The sequence below is a fragment of the Rhodococcus xishaensis genome (genome assembly GCF_004011825.1).
In the GTDB taxonomy this organism is placed as follows: domain Bacteria; phylum Actinomycetota; class Actinomycetes; order Mycobacteriales; family Mycobacteriaceae; genus Prescottella; species Prescottella xishaensis.
In genome coordinates, this window is record NZ_RKLO01000001.1 from 768,481 (window position 1) to 792,360 (window position 23,880).

The 23,880-nt window shown below is 66.2% G+C and carries 19 protein-coding genes; 12 read left to right on the forward strand and 7 right to left on the reverse strand.

The genetic code is table 11. From position 1 onward, the window contains the following. The first annotated feature begins 258 nt into the window (after positions 1-258). The 3 genes from ileS (at position 259) to EGT50_RS03665 (ending at position 5,564) form a co-directional block, all read left to right on the forward strand. A complete protein-coding gene (gene ileS / locus EGT50_RS03655) occupies positions 259-3,534 on the forward strand; it encodes an isoleucine--tRNA ligase (protein ID WP_206615713.1) in 3,276 nt (1,091 codons plus the stop codon). A gap of 66 nt (positions 3,535-3,600) precedes the next feature. Next, positions 3,601-4,953: a DNA polymerase IV gene (locus EGT50_RS03660; RefSeq protein ID WP_268960651.1), complete on the forward strand. Its 1,353-nt coding sequence runs from the start codon at positions 3,601-3,603 to the stop codon at positions 4,951-4,953. A 50-nt stretch (positions 4,954-5,003) separates the two neighbouring features. Continuing rightward, positions 5,004-5,564, forward strand: coding sequence for a hypothetical protein (locus EGT50_RS03665; RefSeq protein WP_408014587.1), 561 nt, complete (start codon positions 5,004-5,006; stop codon positions 5,562-5,564). 170 nt (positions 5,565-5,734) lie between these two features. Here EGT50_RS03665 and EGT50_RS03670 read toward each other — a convergent pair whose 3' ends face one another. Next, complete coding sequence (locus EGT50_RS03670; RefSeq protein ID WP_127951186.1) at positions 5,735-6,679, reverse strand: hypothetical protein; 945 nt, start codon at positions 6,677-6,679, stop codon at positions 5,735-5,737. Between the two features lie 210 nt (positions 6,680-6,889). On the opposite strand from EGT50_RS03670, the gene lspA reads away from it, so the two are divergent. From lspA to dnaE, 5 genes are all read left to right on the forward strand, one after another. Continuing rightward, positions 6,890-7,399 (forward strand): signal peptidase II, encoded by a 510-nt coding sequence (gene lspA, locus EGT50_RS03675; RefSeq protein WP_235870576.1) that lies wholly within the window; start codon positions 6,890-6,892, stop codon positions 7,397-7,399. Further along, complete coding sequence (locus EGT50_RS03680; RefSeq protein WP_127951187.1) at positions 7,396-8,322, forward strand: RluA family pseudouridine synthase; 927 nt, start codon at positions 7,396-7,398, stop codon at positions 8,320-8,322. Before lspA ends, EGT50_RS03680 begins: the two co-directional genes overlap by 4 nt. 1 nt (position 8,323) lies before the next feature. After that, the gene (locus tag EGT50_RS03685) at positions 8,324-8,992 is read left to right on the forward strand and encodes a hypothetical protein (RefSeq protein WP_127951188.1); all 669 of its coding nucleotides are present in this window, start codon (positions 8,324-8,326) and stop codon (positions 8,990-8,992) included. Between the two features lie 108 nt (positions 8,993-9,100). Then, complete coding sequence (gene rarD, locus EGT50_RS03690; RefSeq protein WP_127951189.1) at positions 9,101-9,997, forward strand: EamA family transporter RarD; 897 nt, start codon at positions 9,101-9,103, stop codon at positions 9,995-9,997. Positions 9,998-10,071: 74 nt separating this feature from the next. After that, positions 10,072-13,605 (forward strand): DNA polymerase III subunit alpha, encoded by a 3,534-nt coding sequence (gene dnaE, locus EGT50_RS03695; RefSeq protein ID WP_127951190.1) that lies wholly within the window; start codon positions 10,072-10,074, stop codon positions 13,603-13,605. Between the two features lie 15 nt (positions 13,606-13,620). Here the strand turns inward: dnaE and EGT50_RS03700 are convergent, their stop codons facing one another. From EGT50_RS03700 to EGT50_RS03715, 4 genes are read right to left on the reverse strand one after another with little or no spacing between them, the layout of a single operon-like run. Continuing rightward, entirely contained in the window at positions 13,621-14,526 is a 906-nt protein-coding gene (locus tag EGT50_RS03700) for a DUF5995 family protein (protein ID WP_235870534.1), read from the reverse strand. Further along, a complete protein-coding gene (locus tag EGT50_RS03705; protein WP_127951191.1) occupies positions 14,523-15,551 on the reverse strand; it encodes an ABC transporter permease in 1,029 nt (342 codons plus the stop codon). Before EGT50_RS03705 ends, EGT50_RS03700 begins: the two co-directional genes overlap by 4 nt. Beyond that, positions 15,548-16,486, reverse strand: coding sequence for an ABC transporter ATP-binding protein (locus EGT50_RS03710; protein ID WP_235870535.1), 939 nt, complete (start codon positions 16,484-16,486; stop codon positions 15,548-15,550). The genes EGT50_RS03705 and EGT50_RS03710 overlap by 4 nt, the downstream gene beginning before the upstream one ends. A gap of 28 nt (positions 16,487-16,514) precedes the next feature. After that, positions 16,515-16,769: a hypothetical protein gene (locus EGT50_RS03715; protein ID WP_127951192.1), complete on the reverse strand. Its 255-nt coding sequence runs from the start codon at positions 16,767-16,769 to the stop codon at positions 16,515-16,517. 164 nt (positions 16,770-16,933) lie between these two features. On the opposite strand from EGT50_RS03715, the gene EGT50_RS03720 reads away from it, so the two are divergent. Together EGT50_RS03720 and ilvA are read left to right on the forward strand one after the other, a co-directional pair. Then, complete coding sequence (locus tag EGT50_RS03720) at positions 16,934-17,371, forward strand: nitroreductase family deazaflavin-dependent oxidoreductase (protein WP_127951193.1); 438 nt, start codon at positions 16,934-16,936, stop codon at positions 17,369-17,371. A gap of 71 nt (positions 17,372-17,442) precedes the next feature. Continuing rightward, complete coding sequence (ilvA, locus tag EGT50_RS03725) at positions 17,443-18,807, forward strand: threonine ammonia-lyase IlvA (RefSeq protein ID WP_127951194.1); 1,365 nt, start codon at positions 17,443-17,445, stop codon at positions 18,805-18,807. Here ilvA and EGT50_RS03730 read toward each other — a convergent pair. After that, positions 18,800-19,354 (reverse strand): TetR/AcrR family transcriptional regulator, encoded by a 555-nt coding sequence (locus EGT50_RS03730; RefSeq protein WP_127951195.1) that lies wholly within the window; start codon positions 19,352-19,354, stop codon positions 18,800-18,802. The genes ilvA and EGT50_RS03730 overlap by 8 nt on opposite strands. Positions 19,355-19,471: 117 nt before the next feature. On the opposite strand from EGT50_RS03730, the gene EGT50_RS03735 reads away from it, so the two are divergent. After that, complete coding sequence (locus tag EGT50_RS03735) at positions 19,472-20,986, forward strand: MFS transporter (RefSeq protein ID WP_127951196.1); 1,515 nt, start codon at positions 19,472-19,474, stop codon at positions 20,984-20,986. Positions 20,987-21,086: 100 nt separating this feature from the next. Here EGT50_RS03735 and treZ read toward each other — a convergent pair whose 3' ends face one another. Beyond that, positions 21,087-22,844 carry a malto-oligosyltrehalose trehalohydrolase gene (gene treZ / locus EGT50_RS03740; RefSeq protein WP_127951197.1) on the reverse strand — a complete coding sequence of 586 codons (1,758 nt, stop codon included), beginning with the start codon at positions 22,842-22,844 and terminating at the stop codon, positions 21,087-21,089. Between the two features lie 176 nt (positions 22,845-23,020). Here treZ and EGT50_RS03745 point away from each other — a divergent pair, with 176 nt between their 5' ends. Then, positions 23,021-23,872 (forward strand): SAM-dependent methyltransferase, encoded by an 852-nt coding sequence (locus EGT50_RS03745; RefSeq protein WP_127951198.1) that lies wholly within the window; start codon positions 23,021-23,023, stop codon positions 23,870-23,872. Positions 23,873-23,880: the final 8 nt, after the last annotated feature.

Genomic DNA, 23,880 nt, shown 5'->3' on the forward strand with positions numbered 1-23,880 from the left:
TGGCTGATACCGGCTGGAGTTCGACTCAGGGCTAGACTGAAACGCACATATGGCGACGATCCGGCAATCACCGGGGAGCCTTCGGAAGAACGGTTCGATGCGCGCACTTCACGGGAGGCGTATCGGACCTACTAGAACCGAACGGGTGGGGCCCGTCACAGCCTCGATCGAGTGGCCCGTTGCGCATGCGTGACGGGCAAGCGGGGTGGTACCGCGGTAGCGGCGCACAGGGCGTCGCCATCGTCCCCGTGCCGGTAGATGGGCACGAGGAGCCACGCGTTGACCAGTAACGAATCCACCTCTCCCCAGGCGAACGACGCGTACCCGCGCGTTGATCTCGTCGGCGGCCGGGCAACCGGTGCCGTCTCCTTCCCGGACCTCGAGCAGAAGGTGCTCACGGCGTGGGAGGCGGATGACACCTTCCGCGCCAGTGTCGCGAACCGCGAGGGCGCCGAGGAGTTCGTCTTCTACGATGGTCCGCCGTTCGCGAATGGCCTGCCGCACTACGGCCACCTTCTCACCGGGTACGTCAAGGACGTGGTCCCGCGGTTCCAGACCATGCGCGGGAAGAGGGTCGATCGCCGGTTCGGCTGGGACTGTCACGGGCTGCCCGCGGAACTCGAGGCGGAGAAGCAGCTCGGCATCGTGGACAAGTCACAGATCGACGCGATGGGCCTTGCCTCGTTCAACGCGTACTGCGAATCGTCGGTGCTGCGGTATACCGACGAATGGCGCAACTACGTGACGCGGCAGGCGCGCTGGGTGGACTTCGACAACGACTACAAGACCCTGGATCTGGACTTCATGGAGTCCGTCATGTGGGCGTTCAAGGAGCTCTACGACAAGGGTCTGATCTACCAGGGCTTCCGGGTGCTGCCGTACAGCTGGTACGAGCAGACGCCGCTGTCGAACCAGGAAACCCGCCTCGACGATGCTTACAAGATGCGGCAGGACCCGGCAGTCACGGTCGACATGGTGCTGCACGCGCCGGGGAGCGAACTCGACGGCGCCAATGCGTTGATCTGGACCACGACGCCGTGGACGCTGCCATCCAACCTCGCGATCGCGGTACACCCCGACGTCGACTACGTGCTCGTTCGCGGCGCCGACGACAAGCGGTACGTCTTCGCGGCGGAACGGGTCGGACACTATGCACGCGAGCTCGGTGAGTCTCCCGAGGTGCTCGGTGAATACAAGGGCAGAGACCTCGTCGGACTGTCGTACCTGCCGCCGTTCGACTTCTTCCACGGGCCGGGTAAGGGCCATGAGAACGCGCACCGGGTGCTGGCAGCGGACTATGTCACCACCGACTCCGGCACCGGCGTTGTTCACCTGGCCCCGGCCTTCGGCGAGGAGGACATGGAGTGCGCGGCGGCCAACGGCATCGAGATCGTCCAGCCACTGGATGCGGGTGGCAAGTTCACCTCGATGGTGCCGGACTATCAGGGCCTTCAAGTCTTCGATGCCAACCCGGCGATCATCAAGGACCTCAAGGCGGCCGGCAAGCTCCTGCGCCACGAGACGATCGAGCACTCGTACCCGCACAGCTGGCGGTCCGGGCAGCCGCTGATCTACATGGCCGTGCCGTCGTGGTTCGTCGCGGTGACCAAGTTCCGCGATCGCATGGTCGAGCTGAACCAGGAGATCACCTGGGTACCGGAGCACATCCGCGACGGCCAGTTCGGCAAGTGGCTCGAGGGTGCGCGTGACTGGAATATCAGCCGTAATCGCTACTGGGGCAGTCCGATCCCGGCGTGGGTGTCGGACGATCCGGCGTACCCACGCGTCGACGTCTACGGCTCGCTCGACGAACTCGAGCGTGACTTCGGGGTACGTCCGACGGACCTGCACCGGCCGATGATCGACGAGTTGGTCCGCCCGAACCCGGACGACCCCACCGGGAAGTCGATGATGCGCCGGGTTCCGGAGGTGCTGGACTGCTGGTTCGAGTCGGGGTCGATGCCCTACGCGCAGGTGCACTACCCGTTCGAGAACAAGGACTGGTTCAACTCGCACTACCCGGGCGACTTCATCGTCGAGTACAACGGGCAGACTCGTGGTTGGTTCTACACGCTGCACGTCCTGGCGACGGCACTGTTCGATCGTCCGGCGTTCAAATGTGTTGCGGCGCACGGCATCGTACTGGGCGACGACGGCCTGAAGATGAGCAAGTCCAAGGGCAACTACCCGGACGTCAAGGAGGTGTTCGACCGCGACGGCTCGGACGCTATGCGGTGGTTCCTGATGTCGTCACCGATCCTGCGTGGCGGCAACCTGATCGTCACCGAGCAGGGCATCCGGGAAGGAGTGCGCCAGGCACTGCTGCCGCTGTGGAACGCGTGGAGTTTCCTGCAGCTGTACGCGTCGAAGCCGGGGCAGTGGCGGACCGATTCGCCCAACGTGCTGGACCGGTACATCCTGGCGAAGCTCGCCGCCACGCGGAACGCGATCACCGATGCGCTCGAAGTCACCGACATCGCGGGTGCGTGCGACGAGCTACGCACCTTCTGCGATGCGCTCACCAACTGGTACGTGCGCCGTTCACGAAACCGGTTCTGGGACGAGGACCGCGACGCGATCGACACGCTGCACACGGTTCTCGAGGTGGCCACTCGCCTGGCAGCTCCGTTGCTGCCGATGGCGACGGAGGTCATCTGGCGTGGACTCACCGGCGGCCGTTCGGTGCACCTAGCCGACTGGCCGACCGAGAGCGAGCTGCCGGCGGATACGGAGCTGGTCGCCGCGATGGACGACGTCCGCACGGTCTGCTCGACCGTGCTGAGCCTGCGCAAGGCACAGAACTTGAGGGTGCGGCTGCCGCTGCCGGAGGTCACCGTCGCGGCACCCGACGCGGAGAAGATGCGGCCGTACGTCGGGTTGATTGCCGACGAGGTCAACGTCAAGAAGGTCGATCTCACCGAGAACGTCGACGTCCACGGCAGACTCGAACTGGTCGTCAATGCGCGTGTCGCAGGTCCACGCTTGGGCAAGGACGTGCAGACGGTGATCAAGGCGGTCAAGGCGGGCGACTGGACGGAGAAGCACGGCGTCGTCACGGTATGGCCGGGTCGCTCCGCTGGCTCCGACACGGTGCAGCCGGGTCGCTCCGCAGGCTCCGGCACGGTGCAGCCGGGTCGCTCCGCTGGCTCCGCTCCCGCCGAGGGCATCGAGCTGCTCCCCGAGGAGTACACGCAGCGACTGGTCGCGGCCGAACCCGAGTCGACGGCGGCCCTGCCGGACGGCGCAGGTCTGGTCGTGCTCGACTCGCGGGTCACCGATGAGCTCGAGGCCGAGGGCTGGGCGAAGGACCGGATCCGTGAGCTTCAGGACGCGCGCCGCAACGCAGGACTCGAGGTGTCCGACCGGATCTCGGTCAGGCTGCAGGTGCCGACCGAACGGATCGGGTGGGCGACGCGGCACCGGGATCTGATCGCCGGCGAGATCCTGGCGACCACCCTCGAGATCGGCGATGTGAGCGGAGAAGCCGTCGTCGACCTCGGCGAGGGCGTACGCGCCACGATCGCGAGGGCCTGAGCGACAACTCGCGCGCCGGTCGGACGGTGCAGGTGTTGTGTCGTCCGACCGGCGTATCTTGCATCCGTGAACACTGCTGTCCCCGACCCCACGCGCAGTCGGCGGTGGGTCGTGCACCTCGACATGGATGCGTTCTTCGCGTCGGTCGAGCAGCTGACCCGACCGACGTTGCGGGGGCGCCCGGTGCTCGTCGGGGGACTCGGTGGTCGCGGAGTGGTCGCCGGTGCCAGCTACGAGGCGCGGGCTTTCGGCGCACGATCGGCGATGCCGATGCACCAGGCCCGCCGATTGGTGGGTCCGGCCGCTGTCGTCCTGCCTCCGCGGGGGGCGCTGTACGGGCACATGAGCGGCCAAGTGTTCGACGCTCTACGTATGAAAGTGCCTGTGCTGGAACAGTTGTCGCTAGACGAAGCCTTCGGCGAACCGGCTGAACTCGCGGGTGCAGGAAAGGCGGAGGTCGAGCGCTACTGCGAGGATCTGCGCGCCTTGGTGATGGCCGAGACCGGGTTGGTGGCATCGATCGGGGCAGGCGGGGGTAAGCAGGTGGCGAAGATCGCCTCGGGCCTCGCCAAACCGAATGGAATCACGGTCGTCTCGCCGGACGCGCAGCAGGGACTGATGGGTCGACTGCCGGTCCGAAAGTTGTGGGGGGTGGGTCCGGTGGCCGAGGAGAAGCTCAGACGACTTGGGATCGAGACCATCGAGGCGCTCGCGAGCCTGCCCGATGCGGACGTGGTCTCGGTGCTCGGGGCGACGGTCGGCCCCGGTCTGCAGAGGCTCGCCCGGGGAATCGACGATCGCCCGGTCGCGGAGCGAGCGGACGCGAAGCAGGTGAGCGCGGAGAGCACCTACGCGCAGGACATCGTCACGATGGGGGAGTTGCGGCGCGCGATCGAGGCCAGCGCCGCGGCAGCGCACCGACGTCTGGATCGCGACGGTAGAGCGGCGCGTACCGTCGTGCTTAAACTACGCAAAGCGGATATGAGCATTGTCACACGCTCGCTCACGTTGCAGTACGCCACGACGGACCTGCAGATCCTCACCGCGACCGCGCTGCGCCAGGCGATCGATCCGCTCGAACTCGGTCCGGTCCGCTTGGTCGGCGTGAGTTTCGGCAGTCTGACCGTGGCGAGCCAGGGCTCGTTGTTTCCGGAACTCGACCAGGGTGTTCCAGAGATGGAAGACGATGGGACGGCTGAGGACCGGTCCTACCTCCCGGCCGCGGGCGGTGAGACGCGATGGGTGCCGGGGCTGGACGTGTCGCACCCTGAGTACGGCCATGGATGGGTGCAGGGTGCTGGGCACGGTGTGGTGACGGTGCGATTCGAGACACGCAGCACGGGACCGGGGCCGTCACGTACATTCGACGACACCAACTGTGACCTGGTCGCCGCTGATGTCGTCGACAGCCTGATGTGAGGGCAGCCTCACCACCGGTACCCTTGCCGTGAACCTGCGCCACGCCCGGGATGTGGACTCCGTCTCAGCCGGGTCCCGCACGATGTTCGACCGTGAACGACAACGAGAAGGAAAAGGACAAGCACTTGAAGCTCCGGAAGATGACCATCGCCGGTGTGGCGCTCGCAGCCGCCCTCACCATGTCCGCCTGTTCGAATGGTGACGAGAGCCCCGAGCGCACGACGCCGACCCAGACGACGACCGTGGCTGCGCCGACGATGGCCCCGCCGACGCCGGCGGACCTGAACGCGAACCTCGCGAAGGTCTTCGACGAGAGCATCCCGCTCGACCAGAAGGTGGCGCTGGTCCAGGGCGCCGCGGCCGACCCCGAGCTCATCAACCAGGTGGTCGCGGCAGCGATGCAGAACAACGCGACCATCGAGGTGCTCGACGTCACGCCCACCGGGCCCGACACCGTGACGGCCGGCGTGAACCTGATCATCAACGGTCAGGTGAATCCGGCGACCGTGGACTTCGTCGCCGAGGACGGTGAGTGGAAGATGTCGCAGCAGTACGCCTGCCAGCTGGTCCAGCTCGCCGAGCTCACCTCGCCGGCCTGCCCCGCTGCATAGTTCGGATCTTCACGACGATGCCGGCGCCACCCGAACGGGGGCGCCGGCATCGGCCGTTTCCGGGCTACTTCGGGCGGGCTGCTGCGTTGGGGCGGTCCGCGGGCGCTACCCCTGATGGCGGGAAGTAGACGGCGTGGTGGCTGTCGCGATGGGCGGCAGCGCGCCGCGACTCACCGTGTCCACTGAACCTGCTCACTGGTGGTCTGGCGCAGGTGGATTGTGTCAGTGGCATCGCTGAAGGACTGGGAGCCTTCGATCGTGATCGAGCCCTCGACCGGGAGGGGGGCGCGCAGATCGATGGTGACGGTTCCCGAGCCGTGCATGGTGTACGAATCGATGTCCAACGTGCCGGCGCCATTGGGTAGTTCGAAGACCGGTGTCTGGGGGAACTGTTCTACTTGGACGTCGACCGTGAGGCGGTCACCGTCGCGTTCGACAAGCGTCGCGGTCGTCACCTGATCGAGGGCGATCGCACTTGTGACCTGCTGGTGGATCTTCCACACCGCGCCCACTCCGATCGGCTCTTCGGGGAACGCGACGGCTCGGTATACGGCCTGGTAGAAGGCCTGCTCGATCATCGCCCGGGCCTTGTTCTGAGCGTCGGGATCCGGTCGTAGCCGCAGGGCCGTCATCGCCCCCGAGCGGTTCATGGTGAAACCGGCGTGCGAATCCGTCGCCGGTTCGAGGAGTTCGTTGGTCGCGTCGTCCGGCGTGGTTAGGGTGCCCAGGGTGAGCTCGATCGTCGTCGCGGGTGACGCCTCGGTCGCGCCCTGCGTAACCACCGCGGCGAGCGGCATCGTCAACGGTGGGTCGGAGTGGTCCTGCGGTTCCTGCTGGTCGATCTGCTGGTACACGGTTGCGGTCGTCACCAGCTGCGCGTCCTGGCGGGTGCCCTCTGCGGGCTGGAGTCGCACCACGACCCTTGGTTGCGCGCCCGCTTCGACGATCTCGGTCGTGGCGGCCGTCACCGGCACGGTGACCTCGTTCGTCATGGCCGCGACCGAGTCGAGACCGGCTTGACCGCTCGAACTACAGCCGGTGGCGAGCACCGAGAGGGAGAGTGTCACCGCGGCGAGCGCGGTTCCGGAGTGAAGGAGCTTCGACGACAGTGGCACGACGAACAGGTTAGTCGGCTCGGGTGGGGTAACCGGTCTGTCCGCCGAGTAGGGGATGATGGCGGGGTGAGTGACGACCGTGACGACCGTGGCGACCGTGCCGTGAGAGGTGAACCGATTTCCGAACCAGTCGTACCCGAACCCGAAGAGTCCGCTGGGTCAGATCCTGCTGGGTCTCAGTCGGGCCCCCCGTCATCCGTGCCGCGACGGATGATGCGGATGCTCGTCGGTATCGCTGTGGTAATCCTCGCGTTCGATCTGGTGACCAAAGTCCTGGTGGTTGCATTCATCGACCCCGCCGATCCCGTGCGGATCATCGGGGACACGGTCACGCTGACCCTCGTTCGCAATCCGGGTGCAGCGTTCTCGATGGCCACCGGCATGACCTGGCTGCTGACGCTTGTAGCGGTCGGTGTCGTGATCGGCGTGATCCGGATCGGCCGTAGTCTCGGCTCACCATGGTGGGCGTTGGGCCTGGGACTGGTTCTCGGTGGCGCGCTCGGCAATCTGGTCGACCGGATCTTCCGCTCACCAGGCCCGTTTCAGGGCCACGTCGTGGACTTCGTCTCCGTGGGCTGGTGGCCAGTGTTCAACGTGGCCGACTCGGCGATCGTCTGCGGTGCGATCCTGTTGGTAGCGCTTACGTTGTTCGGTGTCGAGCCGAGTGGCTCCAGGACTTCGAAGGCTTCCAAGACTCCACGGAAGGGGGACGTGGGATGAGGGAAACGCGTTCGATGCCCGTCCCCGACGGGCTCGACGGCATGCGGGTCGACGCCGGGCTGGCGCGTCTGCTCGGGCTGTCGCGTACCGCGGTGGCGGCCCTCACCGAGGAAGGCGCCGTCCGAGTGGACGGCACGCCGGTCGGTAAGTCCGATCGCCTGGCTGGCGGTACGTGGCTGGAGGTCGAACTGCCCGAGCCTCCTCGCCCGCTGACCATCAACCCCGAACCCGTCGAGGGCATGGAGATCCTCTATGCGGATGACGACGTCGTCGCGGTCGACAAGCCGGTCGGCGTCGCGGCCCACGCGAGTGTCGGTTGGACAGGACCCACCGTGATCGGCGGCCTGGCGGCGGCCGGGTTTCGCATCTCGACTTCCGGGGCGCATGAGCGGCAGGGCATCGTGCACCGACTCGACGTCGGTACGTCCGGCGTGATGGTCGTGGCGACCTCGGAGCGGGCGTACACCGCGCTGAAGCGGGCGTTCAAGCAGCGCACCGTTGACAAGCGCTACCACGCTCTGGTCCAGGGGCATCCGGATCCGAGCAGTGGCACGATCGACGCGCCGATCGGCAGGCACCGCAGCAGCGACTGGAAGTTCGCCGTGACAGCCGACGGCAAGCCGAGCATCACCCACTACGACACCATTGAGGCCTTCCGGGCGGCGAGCCTGCTCGACATCCATCTCGAGACCGGGCGGACCCATCAGATCCGCGTCCACTTCTCGGCCTTGCGGCATCCGTGCTGCGGGGACCTGACGTATGGCGCCGATCCGCGCCTGGCCGAGAGGCTGGGCCTCGAGCGCCAGTGGTTGCACGCGCGTTCACTGGGGTTCGCGCACCCAGCCGATGGGCGCTGGGTGGAGATCACGAGCGAGTACCCGAAGGACCTGCAGCACGCCCTGGCAGTCCTGCGGGGCACGTGAGATGACGTCGCGTCGGTGGTTGGCCGTCCCCGCGACGGTCGTCCTGGCCGGCATCGTGGTGGGGCTGGGGTTGGCGAACCCGGTTTCACCCTCGAGGATTTCGACAGACCGACTCGGACCGGACTCCGGTGAGGCAGTGGCCGCATATCTCGATCGCGCTCGTACGACCCTCGAGACCGATCCGGACGCCGACCGGGAGGCCGAGCACTGGGCACTGGTGTCCCTGGACACACCGATCACGCCGACGCAGCTCGTGGAGGTCGCGCACGACCTCAGGATCTCGCAGGTGCTGTTCGGCGTGCCGTTGGATCGCGTGCAGACGCCACTGGTGGCCGTCCCCGTCGCGGCGAATCCGACGGCGGTGTTGCGGGCGCCGACGGTGGCGGCGGCGCGTCTGCAAGCATCGGCCGTCGGTCATGATCGGCAGTCGCGAGTCGTGGACTATTCGGCGGCACAACTTGCCGAGAGCTGTGCCTGTGTCGTCGCGGCCACGGCCCGGGGTTCGCTGGAGCAATTGCGGCAGCTGTCCGACCGCCCCGGCGTGCGGGCGGTGGAGGCACTCCCCGCCGACGCAGTGGCCGGTGCGTTCTCGGTCACCCCGTTGCTGCCTACCCAGACGACGTCGGTCCTGCCGGGGCCGGACGATGGGCCGGTGCCGGACGTGGGCTGAGCGGGACGTCAGCGCGAGCCGCGTGGTTCGGTGCCGGGACTATCCTGGCGGAACGTGAGACCCTCGCGGAGCTCGGGACCTCGGTCCCGCTCGGATGAGTCCACCGGAATGCTCTCCGGAGTGGGCGCCTACCTGATCTGGGGAATCGGCCCGATCTTCTTCGGTCTCCTCGATCGCGCTGGCTCGCTCGAAGTACTGGCCCACCGGATGCTGTGGACGGTGGTCCTGATGCTCGCTCTGCTCATGGTGCTGGGAAGGCTCGGCTCACTGAGGGGAATGGGTGCGCGCACGTGGGGCCTGGTGGCGGTCGCGACGTTCGCGATCGCGCTCAACTGGGGCGTTTACATCTATGCGATCGCCTCCGGTCAAGTGGTCGAGGCCGCACTCGGGTACTTCATCAACCCGCTCGTCAGCGTCCTGCTGGGAGTCGTGCTGTTCCGGGAGCGGCTGCGTCCGGTGCAGATCGTCCCGCTGGTACTGGCCGCGGTTGCGGTGGCCGTCATCACCATCGACTACGGACATCCGCCTTACCTCTCGCTGGTGTTGGCGCTCTCGTTCGCGTCGTACGGAGCGATCAAGAAGGTGATACCGCTCGATCCGCGGACCAGCCTGACGGCAGAGGGGGTCGTCGCAGCACCGTTCGCGATCGCCTACCTGATCGTGCTCGCGGTCGCGGGCACCGGCTCGTTCTTCGGCACCGGCGTCGGGCACAGCTTGTTGCTTCTCGCCGCCGGCCCGTTCACGGCCTTGCCGATGCTGCTGTTCGGGATAGCGGCGCAGCGGATTCCGTTGACGACACTCGGCGTCCTTCAGTACCTGAACCCGGCGATGCAGATGGTGTGGGGCGTGGTCGTGATGCACGAGGTGGTGCCGCCGTCTCGGTGGGTCGGGTTCATCTTGATCTGGGTGGCACTCGTCGTGTTCACCACCGACGCGGTGGTTCGGGCACGGCGGGAACACAGTGACCGACCGCGGCACGCCAAGACCGTCGGTGCGAGGGCATAGACTCAGGCACTGCCGGATCCGCCGGTGCTCCCGCCGTGCTCATGAACAGGGGGCCCATGTACAGAGAGGCACGCGTGGCTGACTCGTTCGTTCACCTGCACAACCACACCGAGTACTCGATGCTCGACGGTGCGGCAAAGGTCGGCCCGTTGTTCAAGGAAGCCGAACGGCTCGGCATGACCGCGGTCGGCATGACCGACCACGGCAACATGTACGGCGCCAGCGAGTTCTACAACATAGCCAAGAAGCACGGCATCAAGCCGATCATCGGTATCGAGGCGTACGTCGCGCCCGAGTCCCGGTTCAACACCAAGAGGGTGCTGTGGGGTGATCCGAGCCAGAAGTCGGACGACGTCTCAGGTAGCGGCGCCTACACCCATATGACGATGGTCGCTGAGAACTCGACGGGTCTTCGGAACCTGTTCAAGCTGTCGTCGCTCGCCTCGATCGAGGGGCAGCTCGGCAAGTGGCCGCGTATGGACGAGGAACTCATCGCCGCCCACGCCGAGGGCATCATCGCGACCACCGGGTGCCCGTCGGGTGAGATCCAGACGCGTCTACGGCTCGGTCACGAGCGTGAGGCGCTCGAGGCCGCCGCGAAGTGGCAGGAGATCTGGGGCCGGGACAACTTCTTCCTCGAGCTGATGGATCACGGCCTGTCGATCGAGCGTCGGGTGCGTGAGGGTCTGCTCGAGATCGGCAACAAGCTGGGGATCCCGCCGCTGGCGACCAACGACTGTCACTACGTCACCAAGGACGCGGCCGAGAACCATGAGGCGCTGCTGTGCATCCAGACCGGCAAGACCCTCTCGGACCCAACGCGATTCAAGTTCGATGGTGACGGCTACTACCTGAAGTCGGCCGAGGAGATGCGAGCGATCTGGGACTCGGAGGTTCCCGGCGCGTGCGACAACACGATCCTGATCGGCGAGCGGGTGCAGCCGTACGAGGACGTTTGGCAGCACCGCGACCGCATGCCGATCTTTCCGGTGCCAGAGGGTGAAACGCAGGCCAGCTGGCTGCACAAGGAGGTCATGAGGGGACTCGATCGGCGCTTCCCGGGCGGGCCGTCGCCCGAGTACATCGAACGGGCCCAGTACGAGATCGGGGTCATCAACCAGATGGGCTTCCCGGCCTACTTCCTGGTCGTCGGCGACCTGATCAACCATGCCCGCGAGGTCGGCATCCGGGTCGGCCCCGGCCGCGGCTCGGCCGCGGGTTCGCTCGTCGCGTACGCAATGGGCATCACCAACATCGACCCGATCCCGCACGGCCTGCTGTTCGAGCGGTTCCTCAACCCGGAGCGGGTGTCGATGCCCGATATCGACATCGACTTCGACGATCGCCGCCGAGGTGAGATGGTGCGCTATGCCACCGAGAAGTGGGGCAGTGACAAGGTTGCCCAGGTGATCACTTTCGGCACCATCAAGACCAAGGCCGCCATCAAGGATTCGGCGCGAGTGCAGTTCGGCCAGCCTGGGTTTGCGATCGCCGATCAGATCACGAAGGCGCTGCCACCGCCGATCATGGCCAAGGACATCTCGGTGTCGGGCATCACCGACCCCGAGCACGAGCGGTACAAGGAGGCCGCGGAGGTCCGCGCGCTCATCGAGTCCAATCCCGACATCGCGAAGATCTACGAGACCGCCAAGGGACTCGAGGGCCTGATCCGCAACGCCGGTGTCCACGCGTGCGCGGTCATCATGTCGTCCGAGCCGCTCACGGACGCGATCCCGGTCTGGAAGCGTCCCCAGGACGGGGCGATCATCACCGGCTGGGACTACCCGTCGTGTGAGGCCATCGGCCTGCTCAAGATGGACTTCCTCGGTCTGCGCAATCTCACGGTCATCGGTGACGCGATCGAGAACATCCGGGCCAACCGCGGTATCGACTTGGACCTCGACACCCTCCCCATCGACGATCCGGCAACGTATGAACTGCTCGCGCGCGGCGACACGCTTGGCGTGTTTCAGCTCGACGGCAGCGCCATGCGTGACCTGCTGCGGCGCATGCAGCCCACCGGCTTCGAGGACATCGTCGCCGTCCTCGCGCTGTACCGGCCGGGTCCGATGGGCATGAACGCGCACAACGACTACGCCGACCGCAAGAACGGCCGGCAGGAGGTCAAGCCGATCCATCCGGAACTCGAGGAGCCCCTGAAGGACATCCTCGAGGACACCTTCGGCCTGATCGTCTACCAGGAGCAGATCATGCAGATCGCTCAGCGGGTGGCCGGATACTCGCTCGGAGAGGCCGACCTCCTGCGCCGCGCGATGGGCAAGAAGAAGAAGGAGATTCTCGAGGAAGCCTATGAAGGCTTCCAGCAGGGCATGCTCGAGAACGGCTTCTCGCAGCCAGCGGTCACCGCGCTGTGGGACACCGTGCTGCCGTTCGCCGGGTACGCGTTCAACAAATCGCACGCGGCGGGCTACGGCCTGGTCTCGTTCTGGACCGCGTACCTCAAGGCGAACTACCCCGCCGAGTACATGGCCGGTCTGCTCACCTCAGTCGGTGACGACAAGGACAAGGCCGCGGTCTATCTGTCGGACTGCCGGAAGATGGGCATCACGGTGCTCCCGCCGGACGTCAACGAGTCACGGGTCGACTTCGCGTCGGTAGGCCAGGACATTCGGTTCGGGCTCGGGGCGGTGCGCAATGTCGGCGCCAACGTGGTGTCGTCGATCATTGCGGCCCGTGAGGAGAAGGGACATTTCACCGACTTCTCCGACTACCTGAACAAGATCGAGGCACTGGCGTGTTCGAAGAAGGTCACCGAATCGCTCATCAAGGCAGGCGGATTCGATTCGCTTGACCATCCACGCAAGGGCCTCACACTGGTGCACGCCGACGCGATCGATGCCGTGATGGGTACCAAGAAGGCCGAGGCGATGGGCCAGTTCGACCTGTTCGGTGGCGATACCGACGAGTCGATTGCTTCCGTGTTCGACGTCAAGGTTCCCGAAGAGGAATGGGACAGTAAACACAAGCTCGCCCTGGAACGAGAGATGCTGGGCCTGTACGTGTCCGGGCATCCCCTCAATGGCGTCGAGCACGTACTCACCGCGCAGTCCGATACCTCGATCCCGACCATCCTGGAGGGCGAGATCAAGGACGGTACCCAGGTGACTGTCGGTGGCATTCTCGCGTCGGTCAACCGGCGGATCAACAAGAACGGCCTGACTTGGGCATCTGCACAGCTCGAGGACCTCTCTGGTGGCATCGAGGTGTTGTTCTTCCCGCAGGCGTACTCGGTCTACGGCATGGATGTCGTCGAGGACTCCGTGGTCCTGGTCAAAGCGCGGGTGTCGGTTCGCGACGACCGAGTGTCTCTGATTGCGAACGACCTAGCCGTACCTGATCTTTCGGCAATCGGCGTTGCCAAGCCCGTTGCCGTCAGCCTCCCGGTCCGGCAGTGCACCAAGGAGAAGCTCGGCGCGCTCAAGCAGGTCCTCTCACGTCACCCCGGAACCGCGGACGTCCACGTAAGGCTGATCGGATCACGTGGCACGTCCGTGTGGAAGGTCGACGAGGTGTTGCGCGTGGAACCGTCGTCGGCACTGATGGGTGATCTCAAGGCGCTGTTCGGGCCGAGTTGCCTGGCCGGCTGACGGCTGAACGCCTTTTCAGAGTCCGCCGAGATCGGACAGAACCTGCAGCGCACTGTCGGTGACCCGCCACAAACCGTCGATCTGCTGCTCGGTCGCTCCTCGCACCTGCGGGTTCTGCAGCGCGAATCCGTGTGCGAGCGTGATGGTGTTGTAGCCGCTGTCGGCCGCGCGCAGGAGCGTCCGGGACGGTTGATCGTTGCCCACCAGAAGGTCGAGTCCCTCACCTACGAAGTAGAACCGCCACAGTGGTCCGAGGTCGCCGTTGTAGAGCGACTTGGTGAGCGTCACGATCGAGTCACCCTTGACGGCAATCGAATCGACGATCCGGTAGAAGTCGGGAATGTTCTCGGGGTTGGTGCCGGAGGAGTCGACGGCGTGCGCGAGATCGACAGTCAGGTGGGCGTTGTAGCCGGCCATCGCGACACGTGCCGGGCTCGATGAGCACTGCTTGGTCAGGGCGAAATAGTTCGCCCACGCGGGGTCGGTCGGCGTGCCTGTGAACTCCGCGTGGACGTTGCGGAGGTATCGCGCGAGCAGGTCGTAGCTGACCTCAGGCGACCAGGTGCGGTCCGGGAGGGCAGCCGGGTCGCGCTGCAGCGGTAGTACCGCCTCGTACTCGACCGCGTTCAGGCCGATCGAGAACAGTCCACGCCAGTCTCGGTGCGCGACAAGGATCTCCGTGATCTGCCGATGTCGGTCGACGGCAGCCTCGAGCCGCGGCAGGCCGGAATCGGTCAGAGTGGACGTATCGCTCAGCTCGACGACGTCGTCGATCTCGTTGGCAGTCAGTGGTGTTCCGCATGCTACCGAGATTGTGGAGTCGGTCGAGGCGTGGCCGGGGGAGACGTGGCCGGGCGAGAGGAGTACGAGGGCAGTGATGGATGCGATGATCGTTGCGTCACCGAACAGGCGGGCCCTCATGCGACGCGCATACCCGCTGGGAGCCGGCCCATCGGGGTGCGTACCCGACGTCGACCGGCCGCGATCGCGACGGCAGCCACGGCGCCTTGGATTCCCAAGCCCAGCGGCCAGATCGGTCCCCGTTGCGCCTCGGTGTCGCTCGACTGGGTCAGGCATGGCACGTCTTCGAGGCCACCGCGCTGCGCATCGCGAACACCCGAGCTGATCCTGCCCATTACGCCGAAATCATCGGCGACGCCCGGTGGGCGTGGAACGGCGTCGGAGACGACGACGAACGGATTCGCCGCCAGCATCCAGGCGGTTCGTTCCGTGTGCATAAAGGTGTGCGACATCGTCTCGGTCTGACTGCACACGTACTGACCTCCGTCGGGTCCTGGGGACCATCCTTCTACCTGCGGAGCGCGAATCTCGTCTGCCGACAGGGCTGAACTCAAGCCGAATGCGATCGGTGTGCCCAAGGTGAACCCCGCCACCAGCAGGTACGTCGCCGTCACCGCGAACAGCGGGCGGTGCGAGCGAGCCGAAATCCCAACCCCGATCGCGCACATCAGGCCCAACTCGACGGCCACCATCAGCACGAACACAGGAAGGCTTGCGACGTGGACGCCACCCCGAGCCACCGCCCATACGAGCGCGGGAAGGGCGGCCGCGAGGAACGCCAGGGATACGGCCCATGCCGCGATCCACTTGCCCCACAACAGTTGTCCGGGGCGCAGGAGGGTGTTCTGCAGAATCGCGAGCGTTCCAGCTGCCCGGTCACCACTGATCGAGTTGGCCGAGAATGCCGGAACGACGAGGAGGGCGAAGAGCAGTACGAACCCGACGACGAGTTCGAAGACGAACTGGCCCGCCATGTCATTGGCAGCCGTAGTCGCGTCCGCGAGGGCTGCGACGGCTGAGATCAGTACGAACCAAGCGACGAGGAGCACGTACCATCCGCGGGTGCGCAGGCGCTGCCGGAACTCGAGCCCGAACACTGTGAGGACACCGTCGAGGTAGTCCAGGGAGGATCGCGTCCTCGTCACAGGCTTTCCTCCTGCATGCTCAGGTACGTCTGCTCCCAGGCGCCGGTCGAGGGGCCAAAAGAGCTAACCGAGACACCTGCGGACACCAGGTCGTGCAGCACCCCGGCTGCGTCGGACTCGTTCTCGACAACGATCACGCGGTCTCCGGGGCGCTTCTCGACGGAGGTGTCGAGCTTGCGTCCCTTCCGCTCTAGTACCGCGTCGAGTGCTTCCGGGTCCAGGGCCCTGACGGTGAAGCGTCGGGCCTGGGCGCCAGCTTCGGCGATCGTCTGGGTGCGCACCGTGCGTCCCTCGGCCACGAACACAGCACGGTCTGCGGTTTCGTCGAGGTCGGCGAGGACGTGCGAACTGACGACGACGGTGAGTCCCGCGGCTGCCAACCGGCGCAGCAGTATCCGCAGTTCGATGCGGCCGCCCGGGTCGAGGCCCGACGCGGGTTCGTCGAGTAAGAGCACTCGGGGGTGGTGGACCAGCGCGCGGGCCAGGGAGAGTCGCTGCTGCTGCCCGCGCGAGAGGGTGCGGGCCGGGGCGTCGGCGAGGTCTTCGAGGTTGACGGTGCGAAGTAGATCTTCCGCCCGCCTCCGTGCCCCTGCGGGCGCGATTCCGTAGAGACGGCCCATGGCTGTGACGATCTCGCGGGCAGTCAATGACTCCCACGTCCCGAGTGTGTCGGGCATCCAGCCCAGGACGGCTCGTACGGCCGAGGTATCAGTGATTGGGTCGAGACCACAAATCTCGATCGTGCCCCGGTCGGGGCGCAGGAGTGAGGCGAACATCAGCAAGAGGGTGGTCTTGCCGGATCCGTTGGGTCCGATGAGCGCGGTGACCTCACCGGGCTCTGCGACAAAATCCATCTCGCGGACGGCATGGACGTTGCCGAAGGCGCGGGCCAATCCACTGGCACGGATGCCTGTGTCGGTGGTCGATGCGATCACCGACCGAACACTACTGCCTCTCAGGCAGTCAGGACGATTGCGACGCGGATTCGGGCTTTCGATCCGCAAGCACGGCGCGACGCACCCACCACACCACGACGGTTGCGCCGGTCGCTGCCAGCACGGCGGTCTGAAGCACCTGGGTCGCGGCCAGGACCAGGACAAACACCAGGAACCCGGCGGCAATCGCCTCGAGCTTGTAGAGCGGCCATGCGGTGCCGGCAATGTCGACGGTGGCGAACGTGTGGCGGCTGGTGCGCTGGGAGAGTGCCGTGGTCGTCATATCCTGCACCCCTCTCGCGCATTGTTTCGGTTCGTCCGGTCGATCTGTTCAGAGTAGCGGTACTGACAAGTTCGGTCCACCGAATACCCGGATGCGACCCCGGCAAAACTCTGGTTTGGGAGAACGGGTGGTCAGTACGACTTGCAGGGTGTTGACTCGATGTCATGCCAATTACCGGTGAATACGAACCCAGCCCGTCGTCGTGGGCCGCGAACCAGGTTGATCTCTACGAACGTTCCGGTGGTACCGAGGGAACGACGCTGGAGGGCAAGCCCGTGATCATCCTGACCAGCAAGGGCGCCAAGTCCGGCAAGGTCCGCAAGACCCCGCTGATGCGCGTTGAGCACGACGGTCAGTACGCGGTCGTGGCGTCCTTGGGCGGTGCCCCCAAGCATCCGGTTTGGTATCACAACGTCGTGGCGAACCCGCTCGTCGAACTGCAGGACGGCCCTGTAAAGCAGGACATGACGGCGCGCGAGGTCACCGGCGACGAGAAGGCCGAGTGGTGGGCGCGCGCGGTCGAGGTGTGGCCCGACTATGCGAAATACCAGCAGAAGACCACGCGAGAGCTCCCGGTCTTCGTGCTGACGCCGCGGAAGTAGACTGTCGACGCCAGCCGGCGACGCGGCGGGTCGGTTGCGCATGGGCGCGCACGTAGTGGGAAAATGCGTGGGTGCCAAATTCGCCGGAACTCGCAGAACTGAAGGTAACCGCGTCCGCCCTGACCGCGGACGAGATCGATGCCGCCGCCGAGCGAATTGCGCACATTATCGACGCGACGCCCCTCCAGCTCAGTGAGCGGCTGTCGACGCTGACCGGAGCTCGGGTCTACCTCAAGCGCGAGGATCTGCAGGTGGTCCGCTCCTACAAGCTGCGCGGTGCCTACAACTTGATCACGCAGCTCAGCAGCACCGAGCGCACTGCCGGAGTCGTCACGGCCAGCGCGGGCAACCACGCTCAGGGCGTTGCGTTCGCGTGCCGCACGATGGAGATCCAAGGACGGATCTACGTCCCGGCCAACACCCCGAAGCAGAAGCGCGACCGGATCATGGTGCACGGTGGCGAGTTTGTTCAGCTCATCCCGACCGGGGAGACATACGACGCCGCGGCAGCCGCGGCCGCCGCCGACGTCGAGCGGACCGGGGCGACGATGGTCCCGCCGTTCGACGACGCCCGCACCGCCGCCGGTCAAGGCACCATCGCAGCCGAGATCCTCGAGCAGTTGGGGCAGGCGCCCGACAGTGTCGTCGTCCCGGTCGGTGGCGGTGGGTGCATCGCAGGCATCGCCACGTACCTGCGCGAGCGCGCACCCCGGAGCGCGATCGTCGGTGTCGAGCCGGTTGGCGCGGCGTCCATGACCGCGGCTCTGGTGGCCGGGGGTCCGGTCACGCTACCGGAGGTCGATCCGTTCGTGGACGGTGCCGCCGTCAGAAGGGTTGGGGATCTGCCGTACGCGGTGGTATCGGACCTGGGCGCGAGCGTCGTCTCACATGCCTCGCTGCCGCTGGTGGCGGGTACGCGTGCGGGCCGCCTGCCCGGAAAGGGTTCGGAGAACTTCGTGATGACGCAGGTCGACGAAGGGGCGATCTGCACCGCGATGCTCGAGCTGTACCAGAACGAGGGCATCATCGCCGAGCCGGCGGGCGCCCTCTCGGTCACGGCGCTCGGCCAGCTCGACCTGGAACCGGGCAGCACCGTCGTGTGCCTGATCTCGGGCGGCAACAATGACGTCTCCCGCTACGGCGAGATCCTCGAGCGGTCGCTCGTGCACCTGGGGCTCAAGCACTACTTCCTGGTGGACTTCCCGCAGGAGCCGGGAGCGTTGCGCCGGTTCCTCGACGAGGTGCTCGGGCCGGATGACGACATCACCTTGTTCGAGTACGTCAAGCGCAACAACCGTGAGACGGGCGCGGCACTGGTCGGTGTCGAGCTCGGCTCGGCCGACGGCCTGCCGGCCCTGCTCGATCGGATGAGTAACTCGCGCATCCAGGTAGAGCAACTCGATCCAGGGTCACCCGCGTACCGCTACCTCACGTAGCGGAGACCTCGCCCTCCGGCTGGTTGGTCCCGAGCAGACGGTTCACCACCTGGCGGTGCAGGTCCCGGTCCGGCTCGGGCAGTCCGAGCAGAGCGGCGAGGTAGATGCCGTCTCCGACGAGCCGGACGATCTCGGCCTGGACCGGGTCGTCGATTTCGGCGGCAAGCCCCGCATCCCAGGAGTGCATCACGTCCGCGACGGCCTGCTGGACCTCGTCGTGTCTGCCGTCGGCGCTGCGCATCGCGGCGAGCATCGAGCGGAACAACGCGATCTCCTCGGCCGACTCGGTCTCGGGGCACTGGAGATAGATCTCGGACACGGTGCCGCCCTTCGCGACGGCGTCGGCCAGTTGTCGGTCGGCGCGTTCGCCAAGTCGACGCACCATCGAAGCGAGCAGGGATTCCTTGGTGGGGAAGTGGTACAGCAGTCCGCCTTTGGAAACCCCTGCCGCTGCCGCCACGCCCTCGAGGGTGACCTGCGCGACACCGACGTCGAGCAGGAGTCGTTCGAGGGCGTCGAGGATGCGATCGCGTGTGTCGGAAACCATATCGTTCACTGTACCGGCTGGACGGTCGGCTGCTAAGCTGATCGCCAAACTGTACCGGCTGGACGGTGAACATTCTGGTGGGTCGTCGTCTATCAATCAGCAATGGGGAATTGAGGCATGTCAGTGAGCATGGTGCGGGATCCGCACGAAGTAACGGCGAGCCGGAAGGACTGGCTGGGGCTGGTCGTGCTCGCCTTCGCGGTCCTGCTCATCGCGGTGGATGCCACGGTGCTCGACCTCGCGTTGCCGTTCATCAGCGAGGACCTGACGCCGAGTAGCACCCAGTTGCTCTGGATCATCGACGTCTACTCCTTCGTCCTCGCCGGTCTGCTCGTCACGATGGGTACCCTCGGCGACCGCATCGGTCGTCGGAAACTGCTGCTCATCGGTGCTGCCGGGTTCGGCCTGGCGTCCCTGATCGCAGCGTGGGCGTCGGGACCGGCGATGCTGATCGGCGCCCGTGTGCTGCAAGGCGTCTCGGGCGCGACGCTCATGCCTGCCACGCTCGGTCTGATCCGGGCGATCTTCGTCAATCCGCGCCAGCGCACAACCGCCATCGGTGTGTGGGCTGCCATGGCCGGCGGCGGGGCAGCGGCCGGGCCGCTGATCGGCGGCTGGCTGCTCGAGCACTACTGGTGGGGTGCGGTGTTCCTGATCAACATCCCCGTGATGATCGGCCTCGTGGTTCTCGGCCCGCTGGTGATCCCGGAGTCCAAGGATCCGAGGCCGGGTCGATTCGACCTGACCAGTGCGGGACTCGCGATGCTCGCGACCGTGCCGATCGTGTACGCGGTCAAGGAAACGGCGGTGCACGGCCCAGACTGGGGACTGACCGGGATCGGGGTCATGGGCGCGATCGCGGGCTGGATCTTCGTCCGACGCCAGCGGACGCTCGACCATCCGATGATCGACCTGTCGTTGTTCGCCCGACCGGCCTTCTCCACGGCGGTCTTGACGAATCTTCTGTCGGTCTTCGCTCTCGCCGGCATCCTGTTCTTCGGCTCGCAGTATCTCCAGCTGGTGCTGGGGTATCGCCCTCTCGAAGCCGGATTGCTGATGCTCCCGGGCATGGTGGTCAGCGCATTCGCCTCGCTGGTTGCGGCGTGGCTGGTGCGATGGTGGGCGCCGGGGCGCGTGCTGGGGGCCGGCCTGGTGGTTGCCGCGTTCGGTGCGGCCGCCATGATGATGCTGCGTCCCGACGGCGGACCGCAGGCGTTCGTCGTGGGGTTCGTGCTGGCTGGTGCGGGGGTCGGCATCGCGCTCACCCTGACGAATGACCTGGTGGTCAGCTCGGTCGAGCCGGCGCGGGCCGGCGCGGCATCCGCGGTCTCGGAGACGGCCTACGAACTCGGCATCGCTCTCGGTACCGCAGTACTCGGCAGCGTCGTGCTGGCCATCTTCCGGCGCGGCATCGACATCTCGGGGCTGACGCCCGACCAGGCGCACGTCGCCCAGGACACCCTCGGCGGCACGGTTGGGCTGTCACACTCGCTTCCGCCGGACCAGGCCACCGCCCTCGTGGAGTCGGCACAGGCGTCCTTCGTGGACGGTCTGCATCTCGCGGCCGGGTCCACGGCTATGGTGCTCCTCGTTACGGGAGTCCTGGTGGTTCGGCTGCTTCGACAACGCTGAGCGGGTGGTGCCGGAATGACGGTGAACCGCCGCGGACAGTTCCGCTCAGTGTCTTGCACGGGCTGTTGGACCGGCCAACCGAGCGCTCTCGAGCACGTCGTCACCGGCGACTTGTGCACACCCGGATAGGTTCGGCGTCGAGCACGGCGAACGAGTGGCCAGGCAGCGTGATCGCCGACGCCGTCTCGTCGACCTCCGGCTCCTCCCACCACAGCAGCGGCACGCCGCCGACCGGGACCGTCACCCGGCTCGGACCCAGATTGAACACGATCCGTAGGTCCCCCCGGATCAGCGCGATCCACCGCTTGTCCTCGTCGTACTCCACCTTGAGATGTTCGAGCCACGGGTCGGTGAGATCGGCGCGACTGTGCCGCAGCGTGATCAGCCGTCGATAGCAGTCGAGCAGTCGCGCGTGGGCCGGTTGCTGCGGCTCGGTCCAGTCGAGCTTCGACCGCAGAAACGTCGCGGGGTCCTGCGGGTCGGGGATGTCGTCGGTGTCCCAGCCGTGCTCGGCGAACTCTCGTCGGCGCCCCTGTGCCGTGGCCTCTCCGAGTTCGGGTTCGGGGTGGGATGTGAAGTACTGGAACGGGGTTCGTGCACCCCATTCCTCACCCATGAACAGCATCGGCGTGTATGGCGAGCACAGCACCAACGCCGCCTTGACCGCGAGCTGTCCTGGGGTGAGATACTCGCTCGGCCGATCGCCGGTCGCGCGGTTGCCGACCTGGTCGTGGGTGCACGTGTAGGCGAGCATCGTGTCAGCAGGAATCCGTCGAATGTCCATGGGACGACCATGATTTCGACCACGAAACGTGGAGTATGTCCCGCCGTGGAAGTAGCCGTGGGTAAGGGTGTGCGCCAGGGCCTGCAGAGAGCCGAAGTCGCCGTAATAGCCTTGCCGCTCGCTGGACACGGCGGCGTGGATCGCGTGATGGACGTCGTCGTCCCACTGCGCGCTCAGACCGTACCCGCCGGCTGCTCGGGCCGTGATGATCTTCGGGTCGTTGAGATCGCTCTCGGCGATGAGCGTGAGCGGTCGGCGTAGGTGTGTCGCCAGGGAGTGGACCTCGATCGACAGCTCTTCGAGCAGGTGGGTGGTGCTGTTGTCGACGAGCGCGTGCACTGCGTCCAGGCGCAGTGCGTCGATGTGGAACTCGCGGAACCAGCGCAGCGCGTTCTCGATGATGAACCGGCGGACCTCACCGCTGTCCTTGTCGGACAGATTGATGACGCGGCCCCACGAGTTCGCGCCGTCGGCGAGGTACGGCCCGAACCGGTCCAGGTAGTTGCCGGAGGGCCCGAGATGGTTGTAGACAACGTCCAACACAACCGCGAGGCCACGGCCGTGGCACGCGTCGACGAACCGCTGTAGGCCGTCGGGCCCGCCGTATTCCTCGTGTACGGCGTACCAGAGCACGCCGTCGTATCCCCAGTTGTGGGCGCCGTTGAACGCGGCCACCGGCATCAATTCGACGAAACCCACGCCGAGTTCGACGAGGTGATCAAGTTTCTCGATCGCGGCGTCGAACGTTCCATCCTGGGTGAACGTCCCGACGTGGAGTTCATAGACGACGCTGCCGGCGAGTTGGCGTCCCGTCCACATGGTGTCGGTCCACCCGGCGGGATCGAGGTCGTGCAGTTGCGAGGGGAGGTGCACGCCGTCGGGCTGGCGCGGCGACCGCGGATCGGGGAGCACTGTCGGAGAGTCGTCGAGTACGAATCCGTACCGAGCCCCCGATTCGGCGTCGACGTCAGCGTGCCACCACCCGTCGGGTGAGCGGCTCATGTCGTGTTCGGTCCCATCGACATGGACGCGGACTGATTGGGGAATCGGGGCCCAGACCTCGAATGTGTGCACGTGATCAGCATGCACCGAGTGCATCCGTACCGCACTGGTGCGAGCGAGGCAGGTGCGGTTTCGGTCACAGGTCAGGTGCGGTTTCGGTCATTGGGAGGACAATCGACGATGGACCGAACCTGAGTCGACGACGTTCCTGAGCCGACAAGGTTCGACAAGGTTGAGGAGATGCTGCAATGAACCAACCTCGCGGAGTGGGCGTGACGGCGGTCTTCGTCGCCGCGGCGCGCGCCCTCGAGAGCGCGCGAGACGATCGATTGTTCAATGACCCTTGGGCGGGCGAGTTCGTTCGCCATTCGGGTTGGAATCCACCGATCGACGAGATTGACGACGCCAGCCGTGACGAGTTGGCCACCTGGGTGGCCGTGCGCACGAAGTTCCTCGATGACTTCGCGCTGGATTCCGTCGACAACGGCTGCGGGCAGGTGGTTCTGCTCGGAGCTGGACTCGACACACGGGCTTTTCGACTGCCGTGGCTTCGGCAGGTCACCGTCTACGAACTCGACACGCCCGAGATGGTGGATTTCAAGGCAGCGGTGCTCGGTGACACCACGCCTGACGTGGCAGCCAGGGCAGTCGTGCCGGTCGATCTGCGTGAGGACTGGCCGGCGGCGCTCCGCGAGGCAGGATTCCGGTCGGATGTCCCGACGGCATGGATCCTGGAAGGGTTGCTGCTGTATCTGCCCGATGATGCGGTCGAGACGCTGATGGACGGCATTGGTGAGTTGTCGGCTCCCGGGAGCGCGATTGGTGCGACGATAACCAACATCGACGTTGCCGCCACGATGAACGACGCGCGCGTGCTCCGTGACACTCTGATCAGTCGGGAGGGATGGCTGTCCATGTTGCATTGGAGCAGTACTGAGGACCCGGTGGCCTGGTTCGACTCCCACGGTTGGCGTGCAACCGCGGTGCAAACCGACGAAATCGCGCAGCGGTACGGGCGGACAATGCCTGAAGAGTCCCTGCTGACGCAGGTGCGGGCCGGGATGCGTTTCTTGATCTCGGCCGTGAGGAAGCAAGACTAGGAGGATCC

Excerpts from the sequence above, each read along its gene's own strand:
- ileS (WP_206615713.1), top strand. The coding sequence starts at position 259 with ATGGGCACGAGGAGCCACGCGTTGACCAGTAACGAATCCACCTCTCCC.
- EGT50_RS03665 (WP_408014587.1), top strand. The coding sequence starts at position 5,004 with ATGTGGACTCCGTCTCAGCCGGGTCCCGCACGATGTTCGACCGTGAAC.
- lspA (WP_235870576.1), top strand. The coding sequence starts at position 6,890 with ATGATGCGGATGCTCGTCGGTATCGCTGTGGTAATCCTCGCGTTCGAT.
- EGT50_RS03680 (WP_127951187.1), top strand. The coding sequence starts at position 7,396 with ATGAGGGAAACGCGTTCGATGCCCGTCCCCGACGGGCTCGACGGCATG.
- EGT50_RS03685 (WP_127951188.1), top strand. The coding sequence starts at position 8,324 with ATGACGTCGCGTCGGTGGTTGGCCGTCCCCGCGACGGTCGTCCTGGCC.
- rarD (WP_127951189.1), top strand. The coding sequence starts at position 9,101 with ATGCTCTCCGGAGTGGGCGCCTACCTGATCTGGGGAATCGGCCCGATC.
- EGT50_RS03700 (WP_235870534.1), bottom strand. The coding sequence starts at position 14,526 with ATGAGGGCCCGCCTGTTCGGTGACGCAACGATCATCGCATCCATCACT.
- EGT50_RS03715 (WP_127951192.1), bottom strand. The coding sequence starts at position 16,769 with ATGACGACCACGGCACTCTCCCAGCGCACCAGCCGCCACACGTTCGCC.
- EGT50_RS03720 (WP_127951193.1), top strand. The coding sequence starts at position 16,934 with ATGCCAATTACCGGTGAATACGAACCCAGCCCGTCGTCGTGGGCCGCG.
- EGT50_RS03730 (WP_127951195.1), bottom strand. The coding sequence starts at position 19,354 with ATGGTTTCCGACACACGCGATCGCATCCTCGACGCCCTCGAACGACTC.
- EGT50_RS03735 (WP_127951196.1), top strand. The coding sequence starts at position 19,472 with ATGTCAGTGAGCATGGTGCGGGATCCGCACGAAGTAACGGCGAGCCGG.
- EGT50_RS03745 (WP_127951198.1), top strand. The coding sequence starts at position 23,021 with ATGAACCAACCTCGCGGAGTGGGCGTGACGGCGGTCTTCGTCGCCGCG.